This is a genomic window from Bacillus sp. CR71 (assembly GCF_003429245.1).
GTDB classification, from domain to species: domain Bacteria; phylum Bacillota; class Bacilli; order Bacillales; family Bacillaceae_G; genus Bacillus_A; species Bacillus_A thuringiensis_S.
This window is the reverse complement of the sequence record NZ_CP031748.1, coordinates 2,977,101-2,999,266: the sequence shown is the minus strand read 5'-3', so window position 1 is coordinate 2,999,266 and position 22,166 is coordinate 2,977,101. Positions and strand designations below refer to the sequence as shown.

Sequence of the window (22,166 nt, the reverse complement as noted above, 5' to 3'; positions counted from 1 at the left end):
CTCTTGTTATTCTTTTACATCAAAGCCCACATTCCACTACAAAGTATAACAAGAAGGAGACATGAACATGAATAATCGATTTTTAAAACAACTACAAAACATGAAAATGAACAAAAAAAGTTTAGGAGCTGTAGCATTAACAGCTGGAATTATTAGTACGACACTTATTCCTCAAAATGCTTATGCGCACGGTTTTGTTGAAAAGCCCGGTAGCCGATCCGCTTTATGTAGTCCAACTTATGGTGCGCTAAATGTAAACTGCGGAAGTGTTATGTATGAACCACAAAGTTTAGAAGCTCCAAAAGGGTTCCCACAAGGTGGTCCAGTAGATGGACAAGTTGCTTCAGCAGGCGGAAAATTTGGTGGTATTTTAGATCAACAAACAGCAAATCGTTGGTTTAAAAATACAATCACTGGTGGGGAAAATACATTTACTTGGAAGTATACTGCGCCTCACTTAACGAGTAAGTGGCATTACTATATTACTAAAAAAGGATGGAATCCAAATAAAGCGCTAACAAGAGCAGATTTTGAACCAATTGGAACTGTGCAACACGATGGTTCTGCAGCTTCAAATAATTTAACTCATAAAATTAATGTACCTACTGATCGTAGTGGATATCATGTGATTTTAGCAGTATGGGATGTAGCTGATACAGCAAATGCATTCTATAATGTAATTGATGTTAATCTTATTAATGATGTGAAACCAGACATAGAAGCGCCAAGTATTCCAAATGGACTTCAGACGAAAAAAGTAACAGCGAATAGTGTAGAACTAACATGGAACTCTTCTACGGATAATGTAGGGGTAAAAGGATATCAAATCTTCCGTAACGGAGAGATGATCGATACAATACTAGGCACTCATTTTATTGATAAGAAATTACAACCAAGCACAGAATACTCTTATACTGTAAAAGCAATTGACGCAGCTGGAAATGTATCGAAAGAAAGTACAGCGCTTACAGTAAAAACAACAGTTGCGACTCCTGATACAGAAGCACCAACACAACCAAAAGGATTACATAGTATGGGAACGACAGCATCAAGTGTGGATTTAATGTGGAGTCCATCTGACGATAACATTGGTGTAGACCATTATGATATTTATAGAGAAATAGAAGGATTAATGAAAAAGATTGCAACATCCAATACAACTTCTTATATGGATAAAAATCTGCTTGCTAATACTACTTATAAATATGTAGTGAAAGCTGTTGATGTAGCTGGAAATGAATCCGTACAGAGTGATATATCCACAATTACTACAAAAGCTGAAAGCGCTTCATATGAAGCGTGGGATGCAAAAAAAGCATATAAAAAGGGAGATAGAGTTCTACACGAAGGAAAAGTATATGAAGCAGTCCAGAGTTATCAAGGAAATGGTGATCCAAACTGGATTTATGCATTATCATTATGGAAAACAGTGTAAGCTTTACCTAGGCATGAACTAAGAGATGATGGGCTTTGATGCAAAAGGGAATCTTGAGAATTCGCTTTTCTATTTATAAAAAAGACGACGTATTCAGCGTCGTCTTTTTTTCTAAATTTTACTTCCCTTCATTCAATGATGATAAGTCCCGTAATTAATTAAACTAAAGTGTTATTTTAATAAAATAGCGGGAAAAGGAGAGATTTATAGAAAAATCGTTGTGTATGATTCTAAAATGTTTTTGAAAATGTATGGAGTGAAATAAAAAGAACCCTTTGTAAAACGGGTTCTTTTGGTGCGTTAATCTATTAATTACAATCTTGATGATATTCATCACATGAATCTTTATTATCGTTACAGCAAATACAAAATGTTTTTTGCACAAATAAACTAACTATACTAGTAGGGCCTTCCTGTTTCGTAAAAGTAAGACTTTGAAAATCTTCAACTTGAAATATTTTTGTTTGAACAGGTTGTAATGTTGTAGTAATTGGGCGGCTAGATTTTCTTGTTAGAATAGTTACTTGAACGGGTGCACTCATCCCGACAACGAATAACTGAATTAATGTTTTATTATGATTGTTTGTGAAATCCTCAAATACAGTTTGTGGAGCGGTGGTTTCAAGGAAAACAGATAAAGGTATATTTCCATTTGCATTTTCTTCAGAACCAGTTATCGTATGAGTTTCAATAAAACAGTTATTTTTTTGATCGTTCGAATACGATTGGTTTTTATAATATTTTTTACCATCTTTATAAAAATAATTAGCCATAATTATTTTGCTCTCCTTTCTTTGGAATATCAATATATAGTATTAATTAAAAGGAAAGAGTGCTTGTACTAAAGAATAATATCCGCTCTTGAAAATAATTGAAAAAACAATTTGATATGCATACTATTTGAGAATGTTGTAGTTTCTAACTAAAAATAAGCACACATTAAAGTGTGCTCTAGATAAGAAAGGTAAGAATCTTATGAATGGAGAATCTCCATTCAATAACATATGCTTGTCAAATTTTAAGGTGAAAACTTTTTAACAAGAAAGTTATTCAGAAAATTTTCCTGTGATGATAAAATTATATTTTTGATTTTAAATGTTTGGAATTATGGATGTCGAGATGGATTTTTAAAAAAATTATAGAAATTTAATTTTACTATAAATAAAGGAGCAGTTAGCCAAGTTTAACTAATCGATATATAGATATTATATTGAGTTATGTATTGTATTCGAGGAGGAATAAAGAATGTGTACGTATTGGGAAACGTATTTAGAGAATTCTCCGAGAAGCAAGAAAAAAATAAATGAGCCGTTAGCAAAAGCTAACGGCAAACAGGGATGTCACACTAGATGTATTTATAATATTAAAGAAATATTGATTTTTATTCAAATGGAGAGAAGTAGGCTATTAACATGGAGATGCATAAATTCATATCCTGTAAGTAGTAAATTAATGACGGGATAGATTGAAAATGGATGATCCGATTAAGGAGATAGTTGGTGCTTGGTTTGTTGCAGTAGGGACAATTATTGCTGCGGTTGGTAGTACACCTTTTAAAAAATTGAATGACGAATTAAGAAGAGATTTAAACGTATGGGGGAATGTATTACAGGCAACAGGGAACGGCCTAGAAGCTGATGGACAAGGGGAAATATCTCTTGAAAAAATCGGTAATGAAATCCAATCAATTGGTAATGTAACGGTTTTAACAGGACTCATTATAGAATTTGAAGATAATACACAAAAAAAAGTAGTGATTGCAGGGAATTGGATTCAAGCATTAGGTGGTATTACATCAATAGGTGGTGAATTAGAGGATAGTTCCGACATAGATGAATCGTATAACATTGTTGGGAATGTGTTACAAGCGACTGGAAATTCATTACAGGCAATAGGTGGAATAGATGAATTGAAAGCTAGTCGGGATAAAGTGGAAGAAATTTCGGAAGGAAATGAGGAGGATGGACAGATTATAGTGATTACGGGGAGCTGGATTCAAGCGGTTGGTTCAGTAGTTTCATTAATCGGTCAAATAAGAGAAGAAAGACAAGAGATTTTAGACAACAATTCATAGTGAGTTTAATAAAATATTCTTTTTAAAGTGAAAGCAAACAGAATATAGTGCGAATAGAAAACTAGAGAATGCCAATTTCATTAAGGGTGTTTTAAGACTATGTATGCTAGGTTCTTTGCTTTCAAGTTAAAAGTTCTTTCATTGGAATATTCACTAAAGAGACTTTCAAGTGAATAAGATACAGAGAGGTGACTATATGAATAAACAATATAGTCACCTTTCTATTATGATAACATTTTCGTCATAAGTATATGTGGAATGCTATCTTCCATGAATATATCAGAAGAAGTTTGATAGCCTAATTTTTTATAAAATCCTTCAGCTTGTGTTTGACCGTGTAGCTTCACTTTTGTAACTTGTTCGTTACGAGCAATTTCTTCTAACGTTTGAATGATAACTTTACCTAATCCGTATGTACGATAATCTTTTAAAATACAAATACGTTCTAATTTTCCGACACCATCAACAAATCGTATACGCCCTGTGCCTACAGGAAACTCATGATAATAAACTAAAATATGTTTACATTGCTCTCCGATTTCATCGAATATATCGAATTCATCTGCAAGAGGGACACCTTGTTCTTTTACAAATACTTCTTTTCGAATGTGAAAGGCAGTTTCTAAATCAGTAAGTTCTGTTATAAGTTTGGATTGCAAAATGTTCAGTCCTTTCTAGTGTAATCAGCTTGTGTTTTCATAGTATATCATAATAAAGTGCTATTAAGAGAAGATGAACATACTAAAAAGCCAACTTTAAAAAGTCAGCTTTTATTACAATTCCTTTATCCCATTTTTAGTGCAGATAATTGCTTTACTCGTCATACTTATAAACAATCCTGTTTCAACTACACCAGTAATCATTTTTAATTGGGTGTGTAAATGGGCAGGATTAGAAATATGATTAGAGAATATACAATCGATAATCATGTTATTGTTATCGGTTATATAGGTTTCATTATTTTTCAAACGTAATGTTGTTTGACACCCTAAAGACTGAATTTTATTTTCGGTTTGTTTCCATGAAAAAGGGATGATTTCAACAGGTAATGGAAAATTACCTAAATGTGTTACAAGTTTCGATTCATCAGCAATGATAATTAGTTCTTTAGAGGAAGAGGCAACGATTTTTTCACGAAGTAATGCACCACCACCGCCTTTTATAAGTTGTAAATTTGAATCAATTTCATCCGCTCCATCAATTGTAAGATCAAGACTTTGTACGTCGTTTAACGAAATTAGGGGGATATTTAGTTGCTGTGCTAATGCTTCAGTTTCCTTTGATGTCGGTACAGCTTGAAATGATAATCCTTCTTTTACATACTCACCTAATTTTTGTATTGTCCAATATACAGTAGAACCTGTACCAAGCCCAATCTTCATACCATCATTTACAAAGTTAGCAGCATATTCGCCAGCGAGTTGTTTTAAATTCATCGCTTTACTCCGCCGGACGTGGCCCAGCATCAAGACTTGAATTTTCAACTGTAAGTACCGGACGAACGACTATATCTTTATGTACACGCATTTGACAAGATAATCGTAAATGATCTTCAATCCCTTTTTCCGTCATTGCATGTTTCTCATTCGCACTCGCTTCACAGAAATCACCTGCTAGTATTTCTACTCTACAAGTCGTGCAACGTGCATTCCCGCCGCAACGATGGAGAATGTTGACACCGCTATCTTCAATTGCTAATACTAACTTTGTTCCTTCTTTCACATCAAAAGTTCCCGCACCTTCAATTGTTAATTTTGGCAAATTTGTTCCTCCTCACGTAAAATTGTACATAACATATTTATGACCGCGAATTCTTGAACATAAACATTATTTTTTTATACCCCCCGTAACTTTTTTAAATGTAGAATCGTTTATTAAGTAAGCGCTGAAAAGGAGTGGTTATTTTGTGCACAAAAGTAACTCATGTTTTAAAGAATCATATCGATATGAATCATTCAAATATAAATTTTTTAATTGAACAATATGGAGAGCTAAAAAGATACTGTACTTTTTTAACGAAAAACAAATGGGATGGGGAAGATCTCGCCCAAGAAACGGTGTGTAAAGTGCTTCAAAAATATAGAAATAAAGATATTTGTATGACACTCGTCTATAAAATAGCTAGAAATCGTTGGTTAGATCAGATGAAGTCTAAGTCTGTTCATGAAAAAATAAGAGAACAAATCACTGTTGAAGAACCACATGAGAACATTGCAGATTTGCATGAAATGGTAGGGAAAGTATTGTCTTCATTAAATGTACAGCAATCCGCAATTTTATTATTAAAAGATGTTTTTCAATATAGTATCGCTGATATTGCTAAATTGTGTTCTGTATCAGAAGGTGCAGTGAAAGCTTCTTTATTTCGGAGTAGAAATAGGCTGAAAACTGTAAGTGAAGAAGGGATCGAGATAGTCGAATTCACAGAGGATATTGAAGTTGTTGTAACGTCTATTCGTGAGGAAAGACCGGAATTGTTAACGAAACTTCTTCCGACAATAGATTTTACTAAGTTACCATCTAAACAGCCAGTCTTATTATTTAGTGTAAAAGAACCTTCTTCCTACAGTTGTATGCTTTGCGTTGCATAACAAGTATTGGAGGGATTTAAAATGAATGCAATTCCATATGTAGTAGAACAAACAAAATTAGGAGAACGTTCCTATGATATATATTCAAGGTTATTAAAAGACCGCATTATTATTATCGGTTCAGAAATTAATGATCAAGTAGCGAGTAGTGTCGTAGCTCAATTATTATTTTTAGAAGCAGAAGATGCAGAGAAAGATATATTCTTATACATCAATAGCCCCGGCGGTTCAACGACAGCAGGTTTTGCAATATTAGATACGATGAATTTAATTAAACCAGATGTGCAAACGCTGTGCATGGGCTTTGCGGCATCATTTGGTGCATTGCTATTATTATCTGGAGCAAAAGGAAAACGGTTTGCGCTCCCTAACAGTGAAATTATGATTCATCAGCCGCTTGGTGGTGCACAAGGGCAAGCAACAGAAATTGAAATAACTGCGAAAAGAATATTAAAGTTAAAGCATGATATTAATAAAATGATTGCAGAAAAAACAGGCCAACCGATTGAAAGAGTAGCACATGATACAGAAAGAGATTATTTTATGACTGCAGAAGAAGCGAAGGAATATGGGATTGTAGATGATGTTGTTACGAAAAAATAAGATGAAAAAGGCTAGAGGATATATTAATTCTCTAGCCTTTTTATTAATCCTTTACCCATTCATCAACTAATGCTTGATTTTTTTTAATCCATTTTCGCGCAGCTTCTTCAGGATCTTTTGTTTTATTTAACATGACCATTAACGTACCGAGCTGTTCATCGTTCATTTTCCATTTATCAAAGTATTTTATAACATCTGGGTGATCTTTTTCGAAACCTTTACGAACGGAGTAATAAATGTCATCTTTTTCACCATATACTTTCTTAGGGTCTTTTAAATATTTCAAGTCAAATTCTGAAAACCCCCAATGCGGATTCCAAAGCGTAACAGCGATTGGTTTCTTTTTTGTATATGCTTTCTTTAGTTCACTCATCATCGCAGCTTCAGAGGATTGGACAAGTTTTAGTTTTATATCATATTCTTTCATTGCTTTATTCGTTAAATTCATAAGACTACTACCGGGTTCGATACCGACAATTTTATTATCTAGTTCATCTTTATGAGCATTTAAATCTTCGATACTGTTTATATTTTTCATATAAGAAGGGACGACTAAACCTAGTCCAGTACCTTCGTACCATTTTGATTTTAAGACAATATCATCTTTATAACGATCGTTTAGCGGTTTATCTGTAACTGGTAGCCATACTTCTAAATTCGCATCAACATCGCCACGAGCAACACCAGTCCAAATTGCGGCTTTTTCTAAATACATGAGCTCAACTTTGTAGCCTTTTTCTTCTAATAAAACTTTCCACATGTTTGCAGTTGCAATATTTTCTTTCCAACTTGTTACACCAAGTTTAATTTTCCCTTTCGAATTTGCATTTGTTGCATTACATGAAGTGAAAATCATAGTAATAAATAATGCAAGGCATATAAACCAAATTTTCTTTCGCATTGAAAACCTCCTAAGTAACGTTTGCCTTATAAAATAAATGTATAAGTAAGCATTCTTATTATGAACGGAAACGAGAATTTTAAAGAAATCTTATGAATGTCATTTTTATGTAATATTTCTTTGTAAAATCGCAACACTATGTGAATAGATGGGTAGAAAAGGAGTAGTGACATGGATAATACAAAGGTGCGTGTTGAAAACGTAACAAAAGTATTCGGGAAACATCCGCAAAGAGCCCTTTCCTTATTAAAAGAAGGAAAAAGTAAATCGGAAATTTTAAAAGAGACAGGAATGAACGTTGGGGTGAAAAAAGCAACGTTTGAAGTATACTCTGGAGAAATTTTCGTTATTATGGGTTTGTCTGGTAGCGGGAAATCTACGCTAGTTCGTATGTTAAATCAATTGATTAAACCAACTGCAGGTCATATATACATAGATGGTGAAGACATCGCAACGATGGGAAAAGAAGAGTTACGAAGAGTAAGAAGAACGAAAATGAGTATGGTATTTCAGAAATTCGCTCTATTTCCGCATCGTACAGTTATACAAAATGTTGCATATGGGTTAGAAATACAAGGAGTTCCGGTTGAAGAGCGAGAGAAAAAAGCGTTAGAATCGCTACAGTTAGTAGGACTCGATCATCATAAAGATAATTATCCAAGTCAACTTAGTGGCGGTATGCAGCAGCGCGTTGGAATCGCAAGGGCGCTAACGAATAATCCAGATGTATTACTAATGGACGAGTCATTCAGTGCATTAGATCCACTTATTCGAAAAGAAATGCAAGATGAATTGTTAGAGTTGCAAGATAAAATGGAAAAAACGATTATATTTATTACGCATGATTTAGATGAAGCGCTTCGAATTGGAGATCGTATCGCATTAATGAAAGATGGAGAAATCGTTCAAATTGGAACGCCAGAAGAAATTATGATGAGCCCCGCTAATGAATTTGTAGAAAAGTTTGTTGCGGACGTGAATTTAGGAAAAGTAATTACGGCGGAGTCTATTTTAAAACGACCAGAAACTTTATTAATTGATCGTGGACCTCGTGTAGCCCTTCAAATTATGAGGAATGCTGGTGTTTCAACTGTATATGTTGTAAACAAAAAGTATGAGTTTTTAGGTATATTAACTGCGGATGATGCGAGTAAGGCAGTACAAAAACAGTGGCCGATTGCTGATTTATTACTTAATGATATTCCGCATGTGTATTTAGATACTTTACTGGAAGAGACGTATGCAAAAATGGCGGAGATGAAATATCCGTTACCAGTAATCGATGAGAAGAAAAGGCTAAGAGGAATTATTAAACGTGAAAGTGTCATTCAAGCTCTTGCAGGAAACATTGAGGAAGAGGTGAAAGACGATGAATAGTATACCGCGTATTCCGTTAGGGGAATGGGTCGACTCATTTGTTGTAAGTTTATATGAGCACTTTGAAGGCTTATTCCGAGGATTCTCTTATATTATTGGTGGATTCGTTGATTTACTCACTAATTTTTTAATAATAATTCCTGCCATATTGATGATTATTATCTTATGTTTCCTCATTTGGTACACAACGAGAAAACTATCTTTAGTCATTTTTACGCTTATTGGATTATTATTTATTTTGAATATTAACTACTGGGCACAAACGATGCAAACATTAGCACTCGTACTTACGTCAGTTATTATTTCAATTATTGTCGGAATTCCAATTGGTATATTAGCATCTCAAAATGAACGTTTCTCAAAATTTTTAAAACCAACATTAGATTTTATGCAAACAATGCCTGCATTCGTATACCTTATTCCAGCGATCACATTTTTCGGAGTAGGTGTAGTACCTGGAATTATTGCATCAGTAATCTTTGCAATGCCACCGACAATTCGTTTTACTGACTTAGGAATTAGACAAGTTCCAGAAGATTTAATTGAAGCAGCGAATGCATTTGGATCCACTGCATCACAAAAACTATTTAAAGTACAATTACCACTTGCAACCGGAACGATTATGGCTGGTGTGAACCAAAGTATTATGCTTTCGTTATCAATGGTTGTAACAGCGTCACTTGTAGGAGCTCCTGGACTTGGAGTTGATGTATATCGCTCGGTAACACAAGTTAATATCGGAATGGGATTTGAAGCTGGATTAGCTATCGTAGTAATCGCAATTATATTAGACCGAATTACACAAGGGTTCCATACGAAAAGAAAATAATGACCAAAAAACACACTTTTATACTACAAAGTGTGTTTTTTATTGCATCCAGTTTACATACGAACGATAACAGAACCTCCAGCTGGTGCACAAACTTGGTTTTGCTGTTGTTCCATGGATTTAATTAATTGATTATTTTCTTCAATTAATGAGATTAATTTAGCTAACTGACTTTCAAGACTTGCGATGCGCTGCATCATATATTGTGAATCATGATGCAATGTATTCCTTACAGGATGGGGGAATAAACATACTGTTGATTTATATTTGGATTCCAATGAGGATGCATTTGAATCGTTCCTCCTTCAATAAATTACGGATCTTTCTTATAGTAAATGCCTATATATATTTAATGGTTACTTGAAATTTTTTCATTATAAAAGGAGTATGTACAGAAAATGGAAAATATTATATATGAAGTTAAAGTGCATTTTTTGAAAAGATTCAAGCGAGATAGTGCGTATATTAATACATTTAAGTGAATGCATGTTGTTTAGGGAGAAATGATGGGAGGAGATGCAATTTTGGCTAAAAATAAAAAAAGAAATGATGCTTTGGCAATAGGTGTCGGTATAGGGGTTGTAATCGGTGTATTTCAAGGGCACTTTACAAATAATTTAGTAATCGGAATTGTGATTGGGATTATAATTGGGATTGCGTTTTTGAAGAAATAATGAGGTGTAAATTCATTTCAAAAATTGCTGTATAAAGAGAATGAAAATTCGGAATACGAAACTTATTTTTCCTTTTTTTGTGATATTATATATGAAAAGGATGGTGATGGATATGTCAACAAACAATCAAGTAGAACAAAACTGCTTCATTTGCGAAAAACATAAAGGAAATATTATAGTTCCAGGTGGAGCTATTTACGAAGATGAACTCGTTTACGTTGGACATGTCTACTGGGATAGTGAAGAAACATACCTAGGTTATGTAATGATAGATATAAAAAGACATGTACCTGGCCTTGCTGAACTAACAGATGAAGAAGCGAAAGCGTTCGGACTTATAACAAGTAGAGTAAGTAAAGCGCTAAAAGAAAGCGAAGGTGCAGAGCATATTTACACTTTTGTTTCAGGAAATGGTGTACCACATATGCATATGCACATTATTCCACGTTATCCAAATACACCAAAAGAATTTTGGTCACCAACCGAAGTAGCGAAATGGACTGGTGCACCATATGGTGATGAAGAGAAAATAAAAAAACTATGCGAAAGAATACGTAAGTATATGGTAAATGAGTATGCATACAACAAATAATACACAATATTCATGGGTTGGAAATATAGAAATGTGTTTAGGAGAAATTTCAGTTAAGCAATATGGTGATATTGTACTTGGTAAATATGGCGGGAATATAAGTGCTGGAGCGAAAAAGAATGAAGATGGTGTATTAGTTTGGTCAAATGGTGAATGGGAATTTGCAGCTATATTAGATGGACATAATAGTGCAGAAAGTGTTGATTTAGTAGTAAATACAATCGAAAAAGAATATGAAAATATAAAAGTAATTTTGAATGAACCAATTAATACAGTGTTTCAATCTATTGAAAATCATATACTGACAATTTTTCAGTCATCTTCATTTAAGGAAAAGTGCAAAAGAATACAAGGTGAAACAGCTTGCTTACTATGTGTAAGAAAAGAAAATTATATATGGTGGCTTTCTATTGGTGATTGTTTAGTGTATGTATTTCATGAAGAGTTACATAAGTTAGGACAATATGCATTAAATCAACGTCATTTTTACGAATGGATTGGAAATGTAAACACATTTGATTTACCTGTTCCTTGTTATTCATCAGGTATTCGTGAATTACGTACTGGAAAGAACCGAATTGTAATGGTGACAGATGGAGTATTAGAATGCGGGGAACGCCGATATGAAACGCCAGTAAATCTGTATAATAATATGAATAGAAATAATAAAAAACTTGAAGAAAGTGTTCATCATGTATTAGAGCACGTTCATCATCAATTCGGACGCGATAGTGCGACTATAATTAGTTGGGACGTTGAAAATAAAGAGAGTGCTACGTATCCGAGTGATCAGCCGGAGAAAAGGTAAAGGAGGAGGCCTTTCTGTTTCTTTTGAAACTAATTGTCTTATTGTTATGGATTATAATTTTATTCTTTTTAGAAAAAATTGTGAGGAAGAAGTTAAATATACCGAGACAAACTGGATGGAATAGTAAATATGTCAGCCAATCACATAAATGGGGGCAATGGATTATCATTATTTCTTATGTAGTACTTATGATGATAGGTTCAATTTTGAATCCAATATACATGACTTATATACCAATTTTCTTTTTTATGACGTTGTACATTTTTCAAGGATATATGCAGTGGAAATATGATAGGAAAGCAAAAGAATATATTATTTCGTTTGGAATTGTTCCGTTACTAATAATTACAGGTTTTATTTTGAATGTATTCTATAATACGTATTGGTGATGAATGGTCATACAAATAAAGGGTGAGAAAATGATAAGACCACGTTTACGGGCTGAAGTAATGATTGTAAACGACGAACATTCAAAAGTACTAGTACAATGTGATGAGAATGAATCATTTTATCGTTTTCCAGGTGGCTCTATTGAATTTGGTGAAACGTCAAAAGAAGCAATAATTCGAGAGTTAATAGAAGAATACGATTTGAAAGTTGATGTTCAAGAGTTAGCAATTGTAAATGAACATATTTTTGAGTGGGGCAACGAAAATGGTCATCATTGTACATTGATACATTGGGGGACTGTTGAAAAAATCATTACAAATGAAATAAGGCATAAAGAGCATGAGGATATTATATTAATTTGGAAAAGTCTAGAGGAATTACAGGAGAAGCCGACATATCCTGAAGGCATCATAAGTTATTTAGAAGGGGATAACCGTAATATAGTCCAATTTATTTCAAGTAATTAAATGAAATAATAGGAGGGGTGAAAATGGGAGCTTCTACTTTTGGGATTATAACTATTGTTTTTTGTATAGCTGTCTACTTTCTCGATAAGTTTTTAAGAAAAAAATTGAATATGCCCAAGGGTGGTTTTTGGGGATATAAGAAACATGTAAATAGTTTACATAAAAAATTGGAAATAGGACTACTTTTTATTTATTTAATAACTAGCTTTATATTTATCTTTAAATTTGAAAGTGTTAATATCGCTTATGTCATTTTTACTTATTTAGGTGGGACGTTAATCTTAAGAGCATTGATGGAATGGAAGTATGATAAAGAATCGAAAGAATATATATTTTCGGTAATTGGGGTATTCACGTTTATTTTTATGACTTCGATACTATTTTACTTCTTTCCACCTGCTGTATAATAAAAATTTGATAGTACAAATAATGAAATAACTAATAAGCAAGAAACCATTTACTACTAAATGGTTTCTTGTTTATTTAAGCATTTATTTTAGTTAATATAGATGTAATGAAATTAGTTTTATCCTCTGCATACTTATGTTTATCAGTAGGATTAGCTTGTGAAAGTTGAATTTTTAACTGTTCATACTGCATGCGTGCAGTTATATTGTCTTTTAAGTAATCACGAAATTGTAATTGTTCTATTAAATATGTATTCCCTTGTTCATATATATGAATTTGATGAGTTCTTGGTTCACTTTTATTAAAATAGTATCTTTCGGGTAATACTTCTTTTCTATATTTATAGTTTAGTAGTTCTAACTTTTTAATAAAATGTATACCGTCCGTATAATTTTCTAATTCAATTGCTATATCAATAATTGGCTTTGCACTTAAATATGGAATAGAAGTACTACCAATATGGTGTATCGCTAAAATATGTTCGCCAATTTGTTCCTCAATGATTTGTTTCTCTTTCATAAACTCAATTTCCCATTCTTCAGTCCACGGCACTAAAAACACTTTCCCATATGGTAAACCTAACATTTAATTAGCACCTCTTTCAAAATAGTTTTCAAAAAGTTTATTACATCTTCTTAAAGCTTCTCAAAACAAGGTGTTCCCACAATCTCCAAGGAAGAATCTTCTTCGTAAAGATCATAAATTTTACACCTTTTCCAATAGGATATCGTAAAGTAGTACGCTTTGTTTCAGCAATTTCAACGATTTTATTAGCAACATCTATCGGATTACCAAATGTATCACTACCGCTATTAATATGTTTTTGTATTTTATCCATATATTCTTTGTAAGGAGATGTTGTATCAGATTGGTTTTCAGCTAGTTGTTTACCAACCTCCCATATATTTGTATTGTAAGAACCAGGTTCAATTAAAGCGACATCTATTCCGAAAGGTTTTAATTCTAAGCGAAGCGATTCACTCCAGCCTTCTAATGCATATTTTGAAGATACATAAGGAGATAAACCAGGGAATCCAACTTGGCCGCTAATGCTGCTTATATTAATGATTTTTCCACTTCTTTGTTTTCTCATATATGGTAAAACAAGCTGGGTAATTGATATAGCTCCAAATAGGTTCGTTTCAAATTGTTTACGGTATTCCTCTACTGGAATTTCTTCTACAAAGCCGCCATTTGCATATCCTGCATTATTAACAAGTAGGTCTACTTTTTGTATTTCTTTTAAAAATAATTGGAAGTTATGTATAGAGTTTTGATCGGTTACATCTAATTGTTGAATTTTTATGTTTTGTTGTAAGTTGAGTTGAGTAGCTTGAGATAGTAAGTTCACTTGTTTTTCAAGGTTCCGCATTGTAGCAATAACTAAATAATCTTTTTTTGCGAGTTCGAGTGTAGTTAATAGTCCAAATCCACTTGAGGCTCCAGTAATTATTGCGATTTTTTTATTCATTTTTCGCCAGCTTTCTTTTTCTTTTATCATAACGAGTTATGATAAGAAAATCTATTATTCTTACATTTAGTATGAAATCAATTTGTATGTAAAAAAAGGGGATTATAGGGAATCAGCGTATATAGAGTAGTGTATATTAATATGATAATGAAATGAGGGAAGAAAAATGGTCCATGTAAAAGCTGTATTAGCGGATCAGTTATTAGCAAATGCAAATGATCCCAGTTGGTATATGCCATTTTCAGATGCAGTTAAGGGTTTGTCTGAGAGGGAAGCTTGCTGGAAACCGAATGAAGAGAGTAATAGTATAGCTGAAATCGTACAACATTTACTGTATTGGAACTCTACGTGGCAAACTAGGTATAAAGAATCAAATGTGAATGCAGTACCCGCTATAGGAGATAATAACAAAAGTTTTATGCTTTCAGATAATCAAACTTTCGATGAATTACGGGAAAAACTACTAGAAAAACTGTTACAATGGCAAAATCTCATTAATGAAGAAAAGGTTGAAAGTGATGTAGTGGGATTTCCTGTTTCTGCAAAGTGGTGGGAAGTGTTAGCGAATGTAACAACTCATAATGCATATCATATTGGGCAAATTATTTACATCCGAAAATTACAGCAGAGCTTTGAGAATGAATAAGATAATAGTTCTCAAATTAGGTGAACAAAGGTGGACAAAACGAGACAAACGTCTCATTTTGTCCACTTTTTTATTGTTAAAAGATAGAGAAAACCTATTAAAACAAGGATTCGAAATTGGCACAATACTTGCAATATAAAAGACGAACAAGAAAATAGGAGGGCTGGACATGTTAAAAACAACTGAAAGTAAAGGGAATGAAATTACGAAAGAACAAGCTCATTGGATGTACGAAAAAATGTTAGAAATTCGTAAGTTTGAAGATAAGGTGCATGAATTGTTCGCGCAAGGCGTTTTGCCAGGTTTCGTTCATTTATACGCAGGTGAAGAAGCGGTAGCAGTTGGTGTATGTGCCCACTTAACGGATAGTGACAGTATTACAAGTACACATAGAGGTCATGGACATTGTATCGCAAAAGGTTGTGATTTAAATGGTATGATGGCTGAACTTTTCGGGAAAGCGACAGGATTATGTAAAGGTAAAGGCGGTTCCATGCATATTGCCGATTTAGATAAAGGAATGCTTGGTGCGAATGGCATTGTAGGCGGGGGTTTCCCACTTGCTTGCGGTTCAGCATTAACAGCTAAATATAAAGGAACAAAGGATGTAAGTGTTTGCTTCTTCGGTGACGGAGCAAATAATGAAGGGACATTTCATGAAGGGGTTAATTTAGCAGCGATTTGGAAGTTACCAGTTATTTTTATTGCAGAAAATAATGGTTATGGTGAAGCAACTACATTTGAATATGCTTCAAGTTGTGATTCTATTGCCAATCGTGCAAAAGCTTATAATATTCCAGGTGTTCAAGTAGATGGAAAAGATCTTCTCGCTGTATATAAAGCTGCTGCAGAAGCAGTGGAACGTGCGCGTAATGGTGATGGTCCAACAATTATTGAATGTATGACATATCGTAATTATGGTCATTTCGAAGGTGAAGCGCAAACATATAAAACAACAGAAGAAAAAGAAGAACATTTAAATGAAAAAGATGCAATTGTGAATTTCCGTAAGCATTTAATTCATGAAGGTTTATTAACAGAATCTGAACTTGTTGATATGGAAAAAGCAGTAGATGATGCAGTACAAAGATCCATTGAATTTAGTGAAAATAGTCCATACCCAGACGATGAAGAATTATTAAAAGATGTATACGTTTCTTACAAATAAGAGGAGGGTGAAAAATTATGACTAGAACAGTAAGTATGTCAACTGCAATTAATGAAGCGATGAAAATCTCAATGCGTCGTGATGAAAATGTAATTTTAATAGGTGAAGATGTTGCAGGCGGTGCACAAGTTGATCACCTGCAAGATGATGAAGCTTGGGGTGGTGTTCTTGGTGTTACGAAAGGACTTGTACAAGAGTTTGGTCGAAATCGTATATTGGATACACCAATTTCTGAAGCGGGTTATATGGGAGCTGCGATGGCAGCTGCTGCAACTGGGTTACGTCCGATAGCTGAGTTAATGTTTAATGATTTTATCGGTAGTTGTCTTGACCAAGTATTAAACCAAGGTGCGAAATTCCGTTATATGTTTGGAGGTAAAGCGAAAGTACCCGTTACAGTACGTACGATGCATGGCGCTGGTTTTAGTGCAGCAGCTCAACATTCACAAAGTTTGTACGCATTATTTACGAGCATACCAGGTATTAAAGTTGTTGTTCCTTCCACACCGTATGATGCAAAAGGCTTATTATTAGCGGCAATTGAAGATGATGATCCAGTAATCTTCTTTGAGGATAAAACACTTTACAATATGAAAGGTGAAGTGCCAGAAGGATACTATACAATTCCATTAGGAAAAGCAGATATTAAACGGGAAGGTTCTGATGTAACAATTGTCGCAATCGGAAAGCAAGTTCATACAGCGCTTGCAGCTGCAAAGCAATTATCGAAAAAGGGGCTTGAAGTAGAAGTAATTGATCCACGATCTTTATCACCACTTGATGAAGATACTATTTTATCATCTGTTGAAAAAACAAATCGTCTTATCGTCATTGACGAAGCGAATCCTAGATGTAGTATTGCAACAGATATTGCGGCAATTGTAGCGGATAAAGGTTTTGATTTGTTAGATGCACCTATTAAACGAATTACAGCACCACATACACCTGTTCCGTTCTCACCACCACTTGAAAAGTTGTATTTGCCAACGCCAGAAAAAGTAATTGAAACTGTATCAGAAATGATTGGAGACCAATCTTTATTACATGTGTAATAAAACGATGAGAAGGGAGAGAGACACATGGCTGTAGAAGTTGTAATGCCGAAGTTAGGTATGGCGATGAAAGAAGGTATTATTACGAACTGGAATATTAAAGCAGGCGATAATGTAGCAAAAGGAGAACTAATTGCTAGTATTAATTCAGAAAAAATTGAAACGGAAATTGAAGCGCCAGCTGATGGTACGGTACTTGATATAGCTGTAAGTGAAGATGAAGGAGTGCCGCCTGGTACTGTAATTTGCTACATCGGTAAACCGAATGAAAAGGTAGAAATGCAGGAAAGCACACATGTTGTAGAAGAAAAAACATCTAATATAGAAGTACAAAATGTACAAAATCAAGAAGCAAATGGGAAAGAAGTATCGAAGCAAAGAATTAAAATTTCACCTGTAGCGAAGAAAATTGCAAAGTCTGAAAATCTGGATATCAAGGCATTAGTTGGTACAGGTCCTGGCGGAAGGATTACAAAGGCAGATGTATTAAAAGTACTTGAGGTAAGAGTAAACGTTCCGGAAATATCTGAACGAGAAGAAAGTAAAGCGATTCCTGTTACTGGTCTGCGTAAAGCAATCGCAAATCGTATGCACGCAAGCTTACAAAATAGCGCACAATTAACGTTAACGATGAAAGTAGATGTAACAGATTTAGTTGCTTTACATAAAGAAATAGCGGAAGTTGTACAAAAAAGATATGATAATAAATTAACTATTACGGATTTCGTCTCGCATGCTGTTGTATTAGCACTTGGAGAGCATAAAGAAATGAACAGCGCTTATATAGATGATGCAATTCATCAATTTGAACATGTGCATTTAGGCATGGCAGTCGCATTAGAAAAAGGGTTAGTCGTTCCAGCTATTCGCTTTGCAAATAATTTATCTTTAGTAGAGTTGTCTAAAGAGATTAAGAATGTGGCACAAAAGGCACGAGCAGGTAGCTTAAGTAGTGATGATATGCACGGAACGACATTTACAATTAGTAATTTAGGTAGCTTTGGTATTGAATATTTCACACCGGTATTAAATACACCTGAAACTGGTATTTTAGGTGTAGGTGCAATTGAACATGTTCCTGTATTTAAAGGGAAAAAATTAAGAAAAGGAAGTATGTTACCTTTAAGTTTAACATTCGATCATCGTGTATTAGACGGTGCACCAGCAGCTGCATTTTTACGCACAATTAAACATTATTTAGAAGAACCTATAACAATTCTTTTATAAAGAGAAGGTGAGAGAATGAGTAAATTAGTTGTTATTGGGGGCGGACCTGCTGGCTATGTAGCAGCAATTACCGCGGCTCAAAATGGCAAAGATGTCACTCTTATTGATGAAGCTGACCTTGGCGGAACATGTTTAAATGTTGGGTGTATGCCTACGAAATCACTGTTAGAAAGTGCTGAAGTACATGACATTGTGAGAAAAGCGAATGATTATGGAGTTACGATTAATACAGAAAATATCTCAATTGATTGGGGTCAAATACAGGCGAGGAAATCACAAATCGTAAAGCAACTCGTCCAAGGAATACAATATTTAATGAAGAAAAATAAAATTAAAGTTGTAAAAGGAAAAGCGAAATTCGAAACGGATCATCGTGTGCGAGTTGTACAAGGAAATAAAGAAGAAGTAATTGATGGAGGGAGCTTTATTATTGCAGCTGGTTCCGAACCTACAGAATTACCATTCGCTCCGTTCGATGGAAAATGGATTTTAAATAGTAGCCATGCAATGTCTCTTGAGAGTGTACCATCTTCATTGTTAATCGTTGGCGGTGGTGTAATAGGATGTGAGTTTGCAAGTATTTATAGTAGACTCGGCACAAAAGTATCGATAGTTGAGATGGCACCGCAATTACTACCTGGTGAAGATGAAGATATCGCGAATATTTTAAGAGAGAAATTAGAAAAAGATGGTGTGGAAATTTTTACGGGAGCAGTTTTAAAAGGATTAAATAACTATAAGAAGCAAGCTTCATTTGAATACGAGGGAATTACTCACGAAGTAACTCCAGAATTTGTTCTTGTTTCTGTAGGAAGAAAACCACGAGTACAACAATTAGGATTAGAAAAGGCAGGAGTTCAGTTTTCAAATAAAGGGATTGCTGTGAATGAACATATGCAAACGAACGTATCACATATTTACGCAGTTGGTGATGTGATCGGTGGAATTCAGCTTGCTCACGTTGCCTTCCATGAAGGAACGACAGCAGCATTACACGCAAGCGGAGAAGACGTGAAAGTAAATTATCACGCTGTTCCCCGTTGTATATACACAGCTCCAGAAATAGCTAGTGTCGGGTTAAGTGAAAAAGGTGCAAGAGAACAATATGGTGATATTCTCATTGGAGAATTCCATTTTACAGCGAACGGAAAAGCTCTTATTTTAGGAGAACAAACGGGTAAAGTAAAAGTCATTGTGGAACCTAAATCCCAAGAAATTGTAGGGATTTCTATTATCGGTCCTCATGCAACTGAACTTATTGGTCAAGGGACCGTAATGATTCATACAGAAGTTACCGCTGATATAATGAGAGATTATATTGCAGCGCATCCAACCTTATCTGAAGCGATTCATGAAGCATTATTGCAAGCTGTAGGACAGGCTGTACATGCTTAAATCGAATTATAATAAACCACTATTCTCTAAATGAATGAGAGAATAGTGGTTTGAATTTTTATAGAAGAAATTAAATCCTCTATTACTTTTTAATGTCAATAGCTGAAGTTTTATCGTTCCATTCAGGAGCTAAATTAGCAGTTTTACCGTACCAATCAGCGTGTTTAAATAAAACGCCTTTTCCATATCCTTGTGTTGAAGTGTGTTCCCAAAGTGTTGTTGAATAACTTGCAGAAGGCGACGCTGTACTTACAGAAGAAATTCTGTCATTCCAGCTAGATGGTAAGTTTTTAAAGCCACTGCTCCAGTAAATATATTGGCCACCTTTATCTTTATGTTCATAAAAATCAGTACTACCAGCACCACTACCTAAAGGATTAATATTATTTTTAATTGCTTTTTTATCCTTTGCAATATACGCATCCAATGTTTCGCGGCTAGTAAAACCATAAGCTAGCCAATCTCCATTTTCATTTTGCTTAGGTAATACCATAGTAATTTGGATATCTTTCTTATCCTGATCACTTAATTTTGCAAATGAATTAACATTTTGTTCATCCACTTTTAAATAATCAAATGACTTAATTGTGTTACTTTTTTCCTCAGCGCTTACTGCACCTAGTCCTCCAGTTAATGCAAAACCCGCTACTAATGTCCCTGCTACTAATTTCTTCAACATATAACCATCCCTTTTTGTTTGAATTTTTGTACAGGTGAATCTTGTACAGCTAAAATGTATTCTAATTTTATACTTTTGTAAATATTCTGAAGTTTTAGAAATAATAGGCGGAATATTTACATTTTTACATTATTTCTTTAGAAAAAATGGTTATTGGAATGATATAATAAGTGGATGTATTGCTTTTACTGGATGTAAAGATATTTTAGGAGAGGTGTCATTGAAATATTTTACAAGAGAATGGTATAAAAAAATGCAAGTTTTAGAATTTGTAAGTTTTATAGAGTCTATAAAAGAATGGTCGGAAATGGATATACAAAGTTTAAAGGAAGAAATAGAGGAAAGGAAAATAGATTTATTAAAATTCCTTCCTGAATCGATATACTCAATTATACAAAACATAACAATTAATTCAGAATACCCCTCAGGTGAACTGAAAAAACTTATGCAAGAGTGGACAACAGATTATGAGAAAAGAATGGCACAATTAGATCAATCATACGTAGAATATTTTAATTCCATTGAGAAAAAACTTCCGTCAAATGTCGCTCAGTTACACAAGACATCACTACACGATAGTGTAATTAAAGTAATAAAGAGAGAATCAGAAGATACTTTGTCTATCGTATTAGATTGCAGTGGTACTTTTAGTGAATTTGATAAACTTGAAGTAACCTTTATAGGAGTAACAAAGTGTTCTATGCAGGAAAACTTTGACAGTGCTTGGTGGCTATATCATGAAATAGCTCTTACTGAAGATGGTTTTGAACTAGGTGTTTTATTTGACTCTCCATTTAGAGAAGTGACGATTTGCGCAGCAGATGTATTACTTGTGAAGAAATAATGTTGTATGGAGTATTACAAACGTTTGACATAATAAAAAAATAAAGTTATTGTAGATACATGGAGTCTACAATAGGAGCTGTACTATGAAATATTCTAAAGCTACAAATTATGCTCTTCATACAATGCTTTTTCTGGCAAAGGCCACACCAAATAAGTTAGTTAGTGTTTACCAATTAGCAGAAATGCAAAATGTTTCACCAACGTACTTGTCTAAAATACTAACTAAGTTGACGAAGGAAGGGATGATACACTCATCATCTGGTCCAAAGGGCGGTTACTCGCTTAGTAAGAATTGGGAAGATATTTCATTTTTAGATATTATACATGCAATTGAAGGCAAAACATCATTGTTTGACTGTTGTTTACATGACAAACCTGGATGTTTAATTAATGAGGCAATGCTCGCAGCAGAAGAGAAAATGGAAGAAGAGTTAAGAAATCAAAAAATCGTAGATCTTGCGAAAAAAATAAAAGTGGATTTTTAATCTGCTTTTATTTTTAAATTAATTAAGGATAAAAAGGCTCTTTAATAT

At 34.0% G+C, this 22,166-nt stretch carries 28 protein-coding genes and 1 pseudogene; 20 read left to right on the top strand and 9 right to left on the bottom strand.

From position 1 onward, the window contains the following. Positions 1–67: 67 nt before the first annotated feature. Positions 68–1,435, top strand: coding sequence for a lytic polysaccharide monooxygenase (locus tag DOS87_RS14985; protein ID WP_001065153.1), 1,368 nt, complete (start codon positions 68–70; stop codon positions 1,433–1,435). Positions 1,436–1,743: 308 nt separating this feature from the next. Here the strand turns inward: DOS87_RS14985 and DOS87_RS14980 are convergent, their stop codons facing one another. Further along, a complete protein-coding gene (locus tag DOS87_RS14980) occupies positions 1,744–2,208 on the bottom strand; it encodes a hypothetical protein (protein ID WP_000024965.1) in 465 nt (154 codons plus the stop codon). A 472-nt stretch (positions 2,209–2,680) separates the two neighbouring features. Here DOS87_RS14980 and DOS87_RS14975 point away from each other — a divergent pair, with 472 nt between their 5' ends. Beyond that, positions 2,681–2,899: a hypothetical protein gene (locus tag DOS87_RS14975; protein WP_000337734.1), complete on the top strand. Its 219-nt coding sequence runs from the start codon at positions 2,681–2,683 to the stop codon at positions 2,897–2,899. Between the two features lie 7 nt (positions 2,900–2,906). After that, the gene (locus DOS87_RS14970; RefSeq protein WP_000342605.1) at positions 2,907–3,509 is read left to right on the top strand and encodes a DUF6944 family repetitive protein; all 603 of its coding nucleotides are present in this window, start codon (positions 2,907–2,909) and stop codon (positions 3,507–3,509) included. Between the two features lie 224 nt (positions 3,510–3,733). On the opposite strand, the gene DOS87_RS14965 is transcribed toward DOS87_RS14970, so the two are convergent. From DOS87_RS14965 to DOS87_RS14955, 3 genes are all read right to left on the bottom strand, one after another. Beyond that, entirely contained in the window at positions 3,734–4,168 is a 435-nt protein-coding gene (locus DOS87_RS14965) for a GNAT family N-acetyltransferase (protein WP_001190875.1), read from the bottom strand. A gap of 114 nt (positions 4,169–4,282) precedes the next feature. Then, positions 4,283–4,945 (bottom strand): ribose 5-phosphate isomerase A, encoded by a 663-nt coding sequence (rpiA, locus tag DOS87_RS14960; RefSeq protein ID WP_001049995.1) that lies wholly within the window; start codon positions 4,943–4,945, stop codon positions 4,283–4,285. A gap of 4 nt (positions 4,946–4,949) precedes the next feature. Next, on the bottom strand, positions 4,950–5,270 hold the full coding sequence (locus DOS87_RS14955; protein ID WP_001125391.1) for a 2Fe-2S iron-sulfur cluster-binding protein: 321 nt from the start codon (positions 5,268–5,270) through the stop codon (positions 4,950–4,952). A gap of 143 nt (positions 5,271–5,413) precedes the next feature. Between DOS87_RS14955 and DOS87_RS14950 the strand changes: the two genes are divergently transcribed. Together DOS87_RS14950 and clpP are read left to right on the top strand one after the other, a co-directional pair. Beyond that, on the top strand, positions 5,414–6,100 hold the full coding sequence (locus DOS87_RS14950; RefSeq protein WP_000337517.1) for an RNA polymerase subunit sigma-70: 687 nt from the start codon (positions 5,414–5,416) through the stop codon (positions 6,098–6,100). A gap of 21 nt (positions 6,101–6,121) precedes the next feature. After that, positions 6,122–6,703 carry an ATP-dependent Clp endopeptidase proteolytic subunit ClpP gene (gene clpP, locus DOS87_RS14945; RefSeq protein WP_000991612.1) on the top strand — a complete coding sequence of 194 codons (582 nt, stop codon included), beginning with the start codon at positions 6,122–6,124 and terminating at the stop codon, positions 6,701–6,703. Positions 6,704–6,746: 43 nt separating this feature from the next. On the opposite strand, the gene DOS87_RS14940 is transcribed toward clpP, so the two are convergent. Continuing rightward, positions 6,747–7,604 (bottom strand): glycine betaine ABC transporter substrate-binding protein, encoded by an 858-nt coding sequence (locus tag DOS87_RS14940; protein ID WP_001227615.1) that lies wholly within the window; start codon positions 7,602–7,604, stop codon positions 6,747–6,749. Between the two features lie 171 nt (positions 7,605–7,775). On the opposite strand from DOS87_RS14940, the gene DOS87_RS14935 reads away from it, so the two are divergent. Further along, a complete protein-coding gene (locus DOS87_RS14935) occupies positions 7,776–8,981 on the top strand; it encodes a quaternary amine ABC transporter ATP-binding protein (RefSeq protein ID WP_000370606.1) in 1,206 nt (401 codons plus the stop codon). Then, positions 8,974–9,810, top strand: coding sequence for an ABC transporter permease (locus DOS87_RS14930; protein WP_001084773.1), 837 nt, complete (start codon positions 8,974–8,976; stop codon positions 9,808–9,810). The genes DOS87_RS14935 and DOS87_RS14930 overlap by 8 nt, the downstream gene beginning before the upstream one ends. Positions 9,811–9,863: 53 nt before the next feature. Here DOS87_RS14930 and DOS87_RS14925 read toward each other — a convergent pair. Then, positions 9,864–10,099 (bottom strand): annotated as a pseudogene (locus DOS87_RS14925) (hypothetical protein). 217 nt (positions 10,100–10,316) lie between these two features. On the opposite strand from DOS87_RS14925, the gene DOS87_RS14920 reads away from it, so the two are divergent. The 6 genes from DOS87_RS14920 (at position 10,317) to DOS87_RS14895 (ending at position 13,148) form a co-directional block, all read left to right on the top strand. Beyond that, entirely contained in the window at positions 10,317–10,484 is a 168-nt protein-coding gene (locus DOS87_RS14920; protein WP_000508401.1) for a glycine zipper domain-containing protein, read from the top strand. Positions 10,485–10,575: 91 nt separating this feature from the next. Then, positions 10,576–11,076 (top strand): HIT family protein, encoded by a 501-nt coding sequence (locus tag DOS87_RS14915; protein WP_025118383.1) that lies wholly within the window; start codon positions 10,576–10,578, stop codon positions 11,074–11,076. Continuing rightward, entirely contained in the window at positions 11,060–11,884 is an 825-nt protein-coding gene (locus DOS87_RS14910; RefSeq protein ID WP_000557601.1) for a PP2C family serine/threonine-protein phosphatase, read from the top strand. Before DOS87_RS14915 ends, DOS87_RS14910 begins: the two co-directional genes overlap by 17 nt. A 23-nt stretch (positions 11,885–11,907) precedes the next feature. Continuing rightward, entirely contained in the window at positions 11,908–12,273 is a 366-nt protein-coding gene (locus tag DOS87_RS14905) for a DUF4181 domain-containing protein (RefSeq protein WP_000767735.1), read from the top strand. A gap of 30 nt (positions 12,274–12,303) precedes the next feature. Beyond that, positions 12,304–12,741, top strand: coding sequence for an NUDIX domain-containing protein (locus tag DOS87_RS14900; protein ID WP_000620919.1), 438 nt, complete (start codon positions 12,304–12,306; stop codon positions 12,739–12,741). Positions 12,742–12,764: 23 nt separating this feature from the next. Next, positions 12,765–13,148, top strand: coding sequence for a DUF4181 domain-containing protein (locus DOS87_RS14895; protein WP_000501282.1), 384 nt, complete (start codon positions 12,765–12,767; stop codon positions 13,146–13,148). Between the two features lie 76 nt (positions 13,149–13,224). Here DOS87_RS14895 and DOS87_RS14890 read toward each other — a convergent pair whose 3' ends face one another. After that, positions 13,225–13,734: a GrpB family protein gene (locus tag DOS87_RS14890; RefSeq protein ID WP_097946184.1), complete on the bottom strand. Its 510-nt coding sequence runs from the start codon at positions 13,732–13,734 to the stop codon at positions 13,225–13,227. 40 nt (positions 13,735–13,774) lie between these two features. Then, complete coding sequence (locus DOS87_RS14885) at positions 13,775–14,620, bottom strand: oxidoreductase (protein ID WP_065228957.1); 846 nt, start codon at positions 14,618–14,620, stop codon at positions 13,775–13,777. 166 nt (positions 14,621–14,786) lie between these two features. Between DOS87_RS14885 and DOS87_RS14880 the strand changes: the two genes are divergently transcribed. The 5 genes from DOS87_RS14880 (at position 14,787) to lpdA (ending at position 20,108) form a co-directional block, all read left to right on the top strand. Continuing rightward, positions 14,787–15,266 carry a DinB family protein gene (locus DOS87_RS14880; protein WP_000233779.1) on the top strand — a complete coding sequence of 160 codons (480 nt, stop codon included), beginning with the start codon at positions 14,787–14,789 and terminating at the stop codon, positions 15,264–15,266. A gap of 169 nt (positions 15,267–15,435) precedes the next feature. Then, entirely contained in the window at positions 15,436–16,434 is a 999-nt protein-coding gene (gene acoA, locus DOS87_RS14875; RefSeq protein ID WP_098578610.1) for an acetoin:2,6-dichlorophenolindophenol oxidoreductase subunit alpha, read from the top strand. Between the two features lie 17 nt (positions 16,435–16,451). Beyond that, positions 16,452–17,486, top strand: a complete 1,035-nt coding sequence (acoB, locus tag DOS87_RS14870; protein ID WP_000198898.1) for an acetoin:2,6-dichlorophenolindophenol oxidoreductase subunit beta — start codon at positions 16,452–16,454, stop codon at positions 17,484–17,486. A 27-nt stretch (positions 17,487–17,513) separates the two neighbouring features. Next, positions 17,514–18,713: a dihydrolipoamide acetyltransferase family protein gene (locus DOS87_RS14865; protein WP_098578611.1), complete on the top strand. Its 1,200-nt coding sequence runs from the start codon at positions 17,514–17,516 to the stop codon at positions 18,711–18,713. 15 nt (positions 18,714–18,728) lie between these two features. After that, positions 18,729–20,108, top strand: coding sequence for a dihydrolipoyl dehydrogenase (gene lpdA, locus DOS87_RS14860; RefSeq protein WP_208730005.1), 1,380 nt, complete (start codon positions 18,729–18,731; stop codon positions 20,106–20,108). Between the two features lie 82 nt (positions 20,109–20,190). Here lpdA and DOS87_RS14855 read toward each other — a convergent pair whose 3' ends face one another. Continuing rightward, positions 20,191–20,787, bottom strand: a complete 597-nt coding sequence (locus DOS87_RS14855) for a hypothetical protein (protein ID WP_000914437.1) — start codon at positions 20,785–20,787, stop codon at positions 20,191–20,193. Positions 20,788–21,007: 220 nt separating this feature from the next. Here DOS87_RS14855 and DOS87_RS14850 point away from each other — a divergent pair, with 220 nt between their 5' ends. Further along, entirely contained in the window at positions 21,008–21,631 is a 624-nt protein-coding gene (locus DOS87_RS14850) for a DUF4085 domain-containing protein (RefSeq protein ID WP_000873450.1), read from the top strand. Positions 21,632–21,716: 85 nt separating this feature from the next. After that, entirely contained in the window at positions 21,717–22,118 is a 402-nt protein-coding gene (locus DOS87_RS14845; protein WP_000877653.1) for an Rrf2 family transcriptional regulator, read from the top strand. Positions 22,119–22,166: the final 48 nt, after the last annotated feature.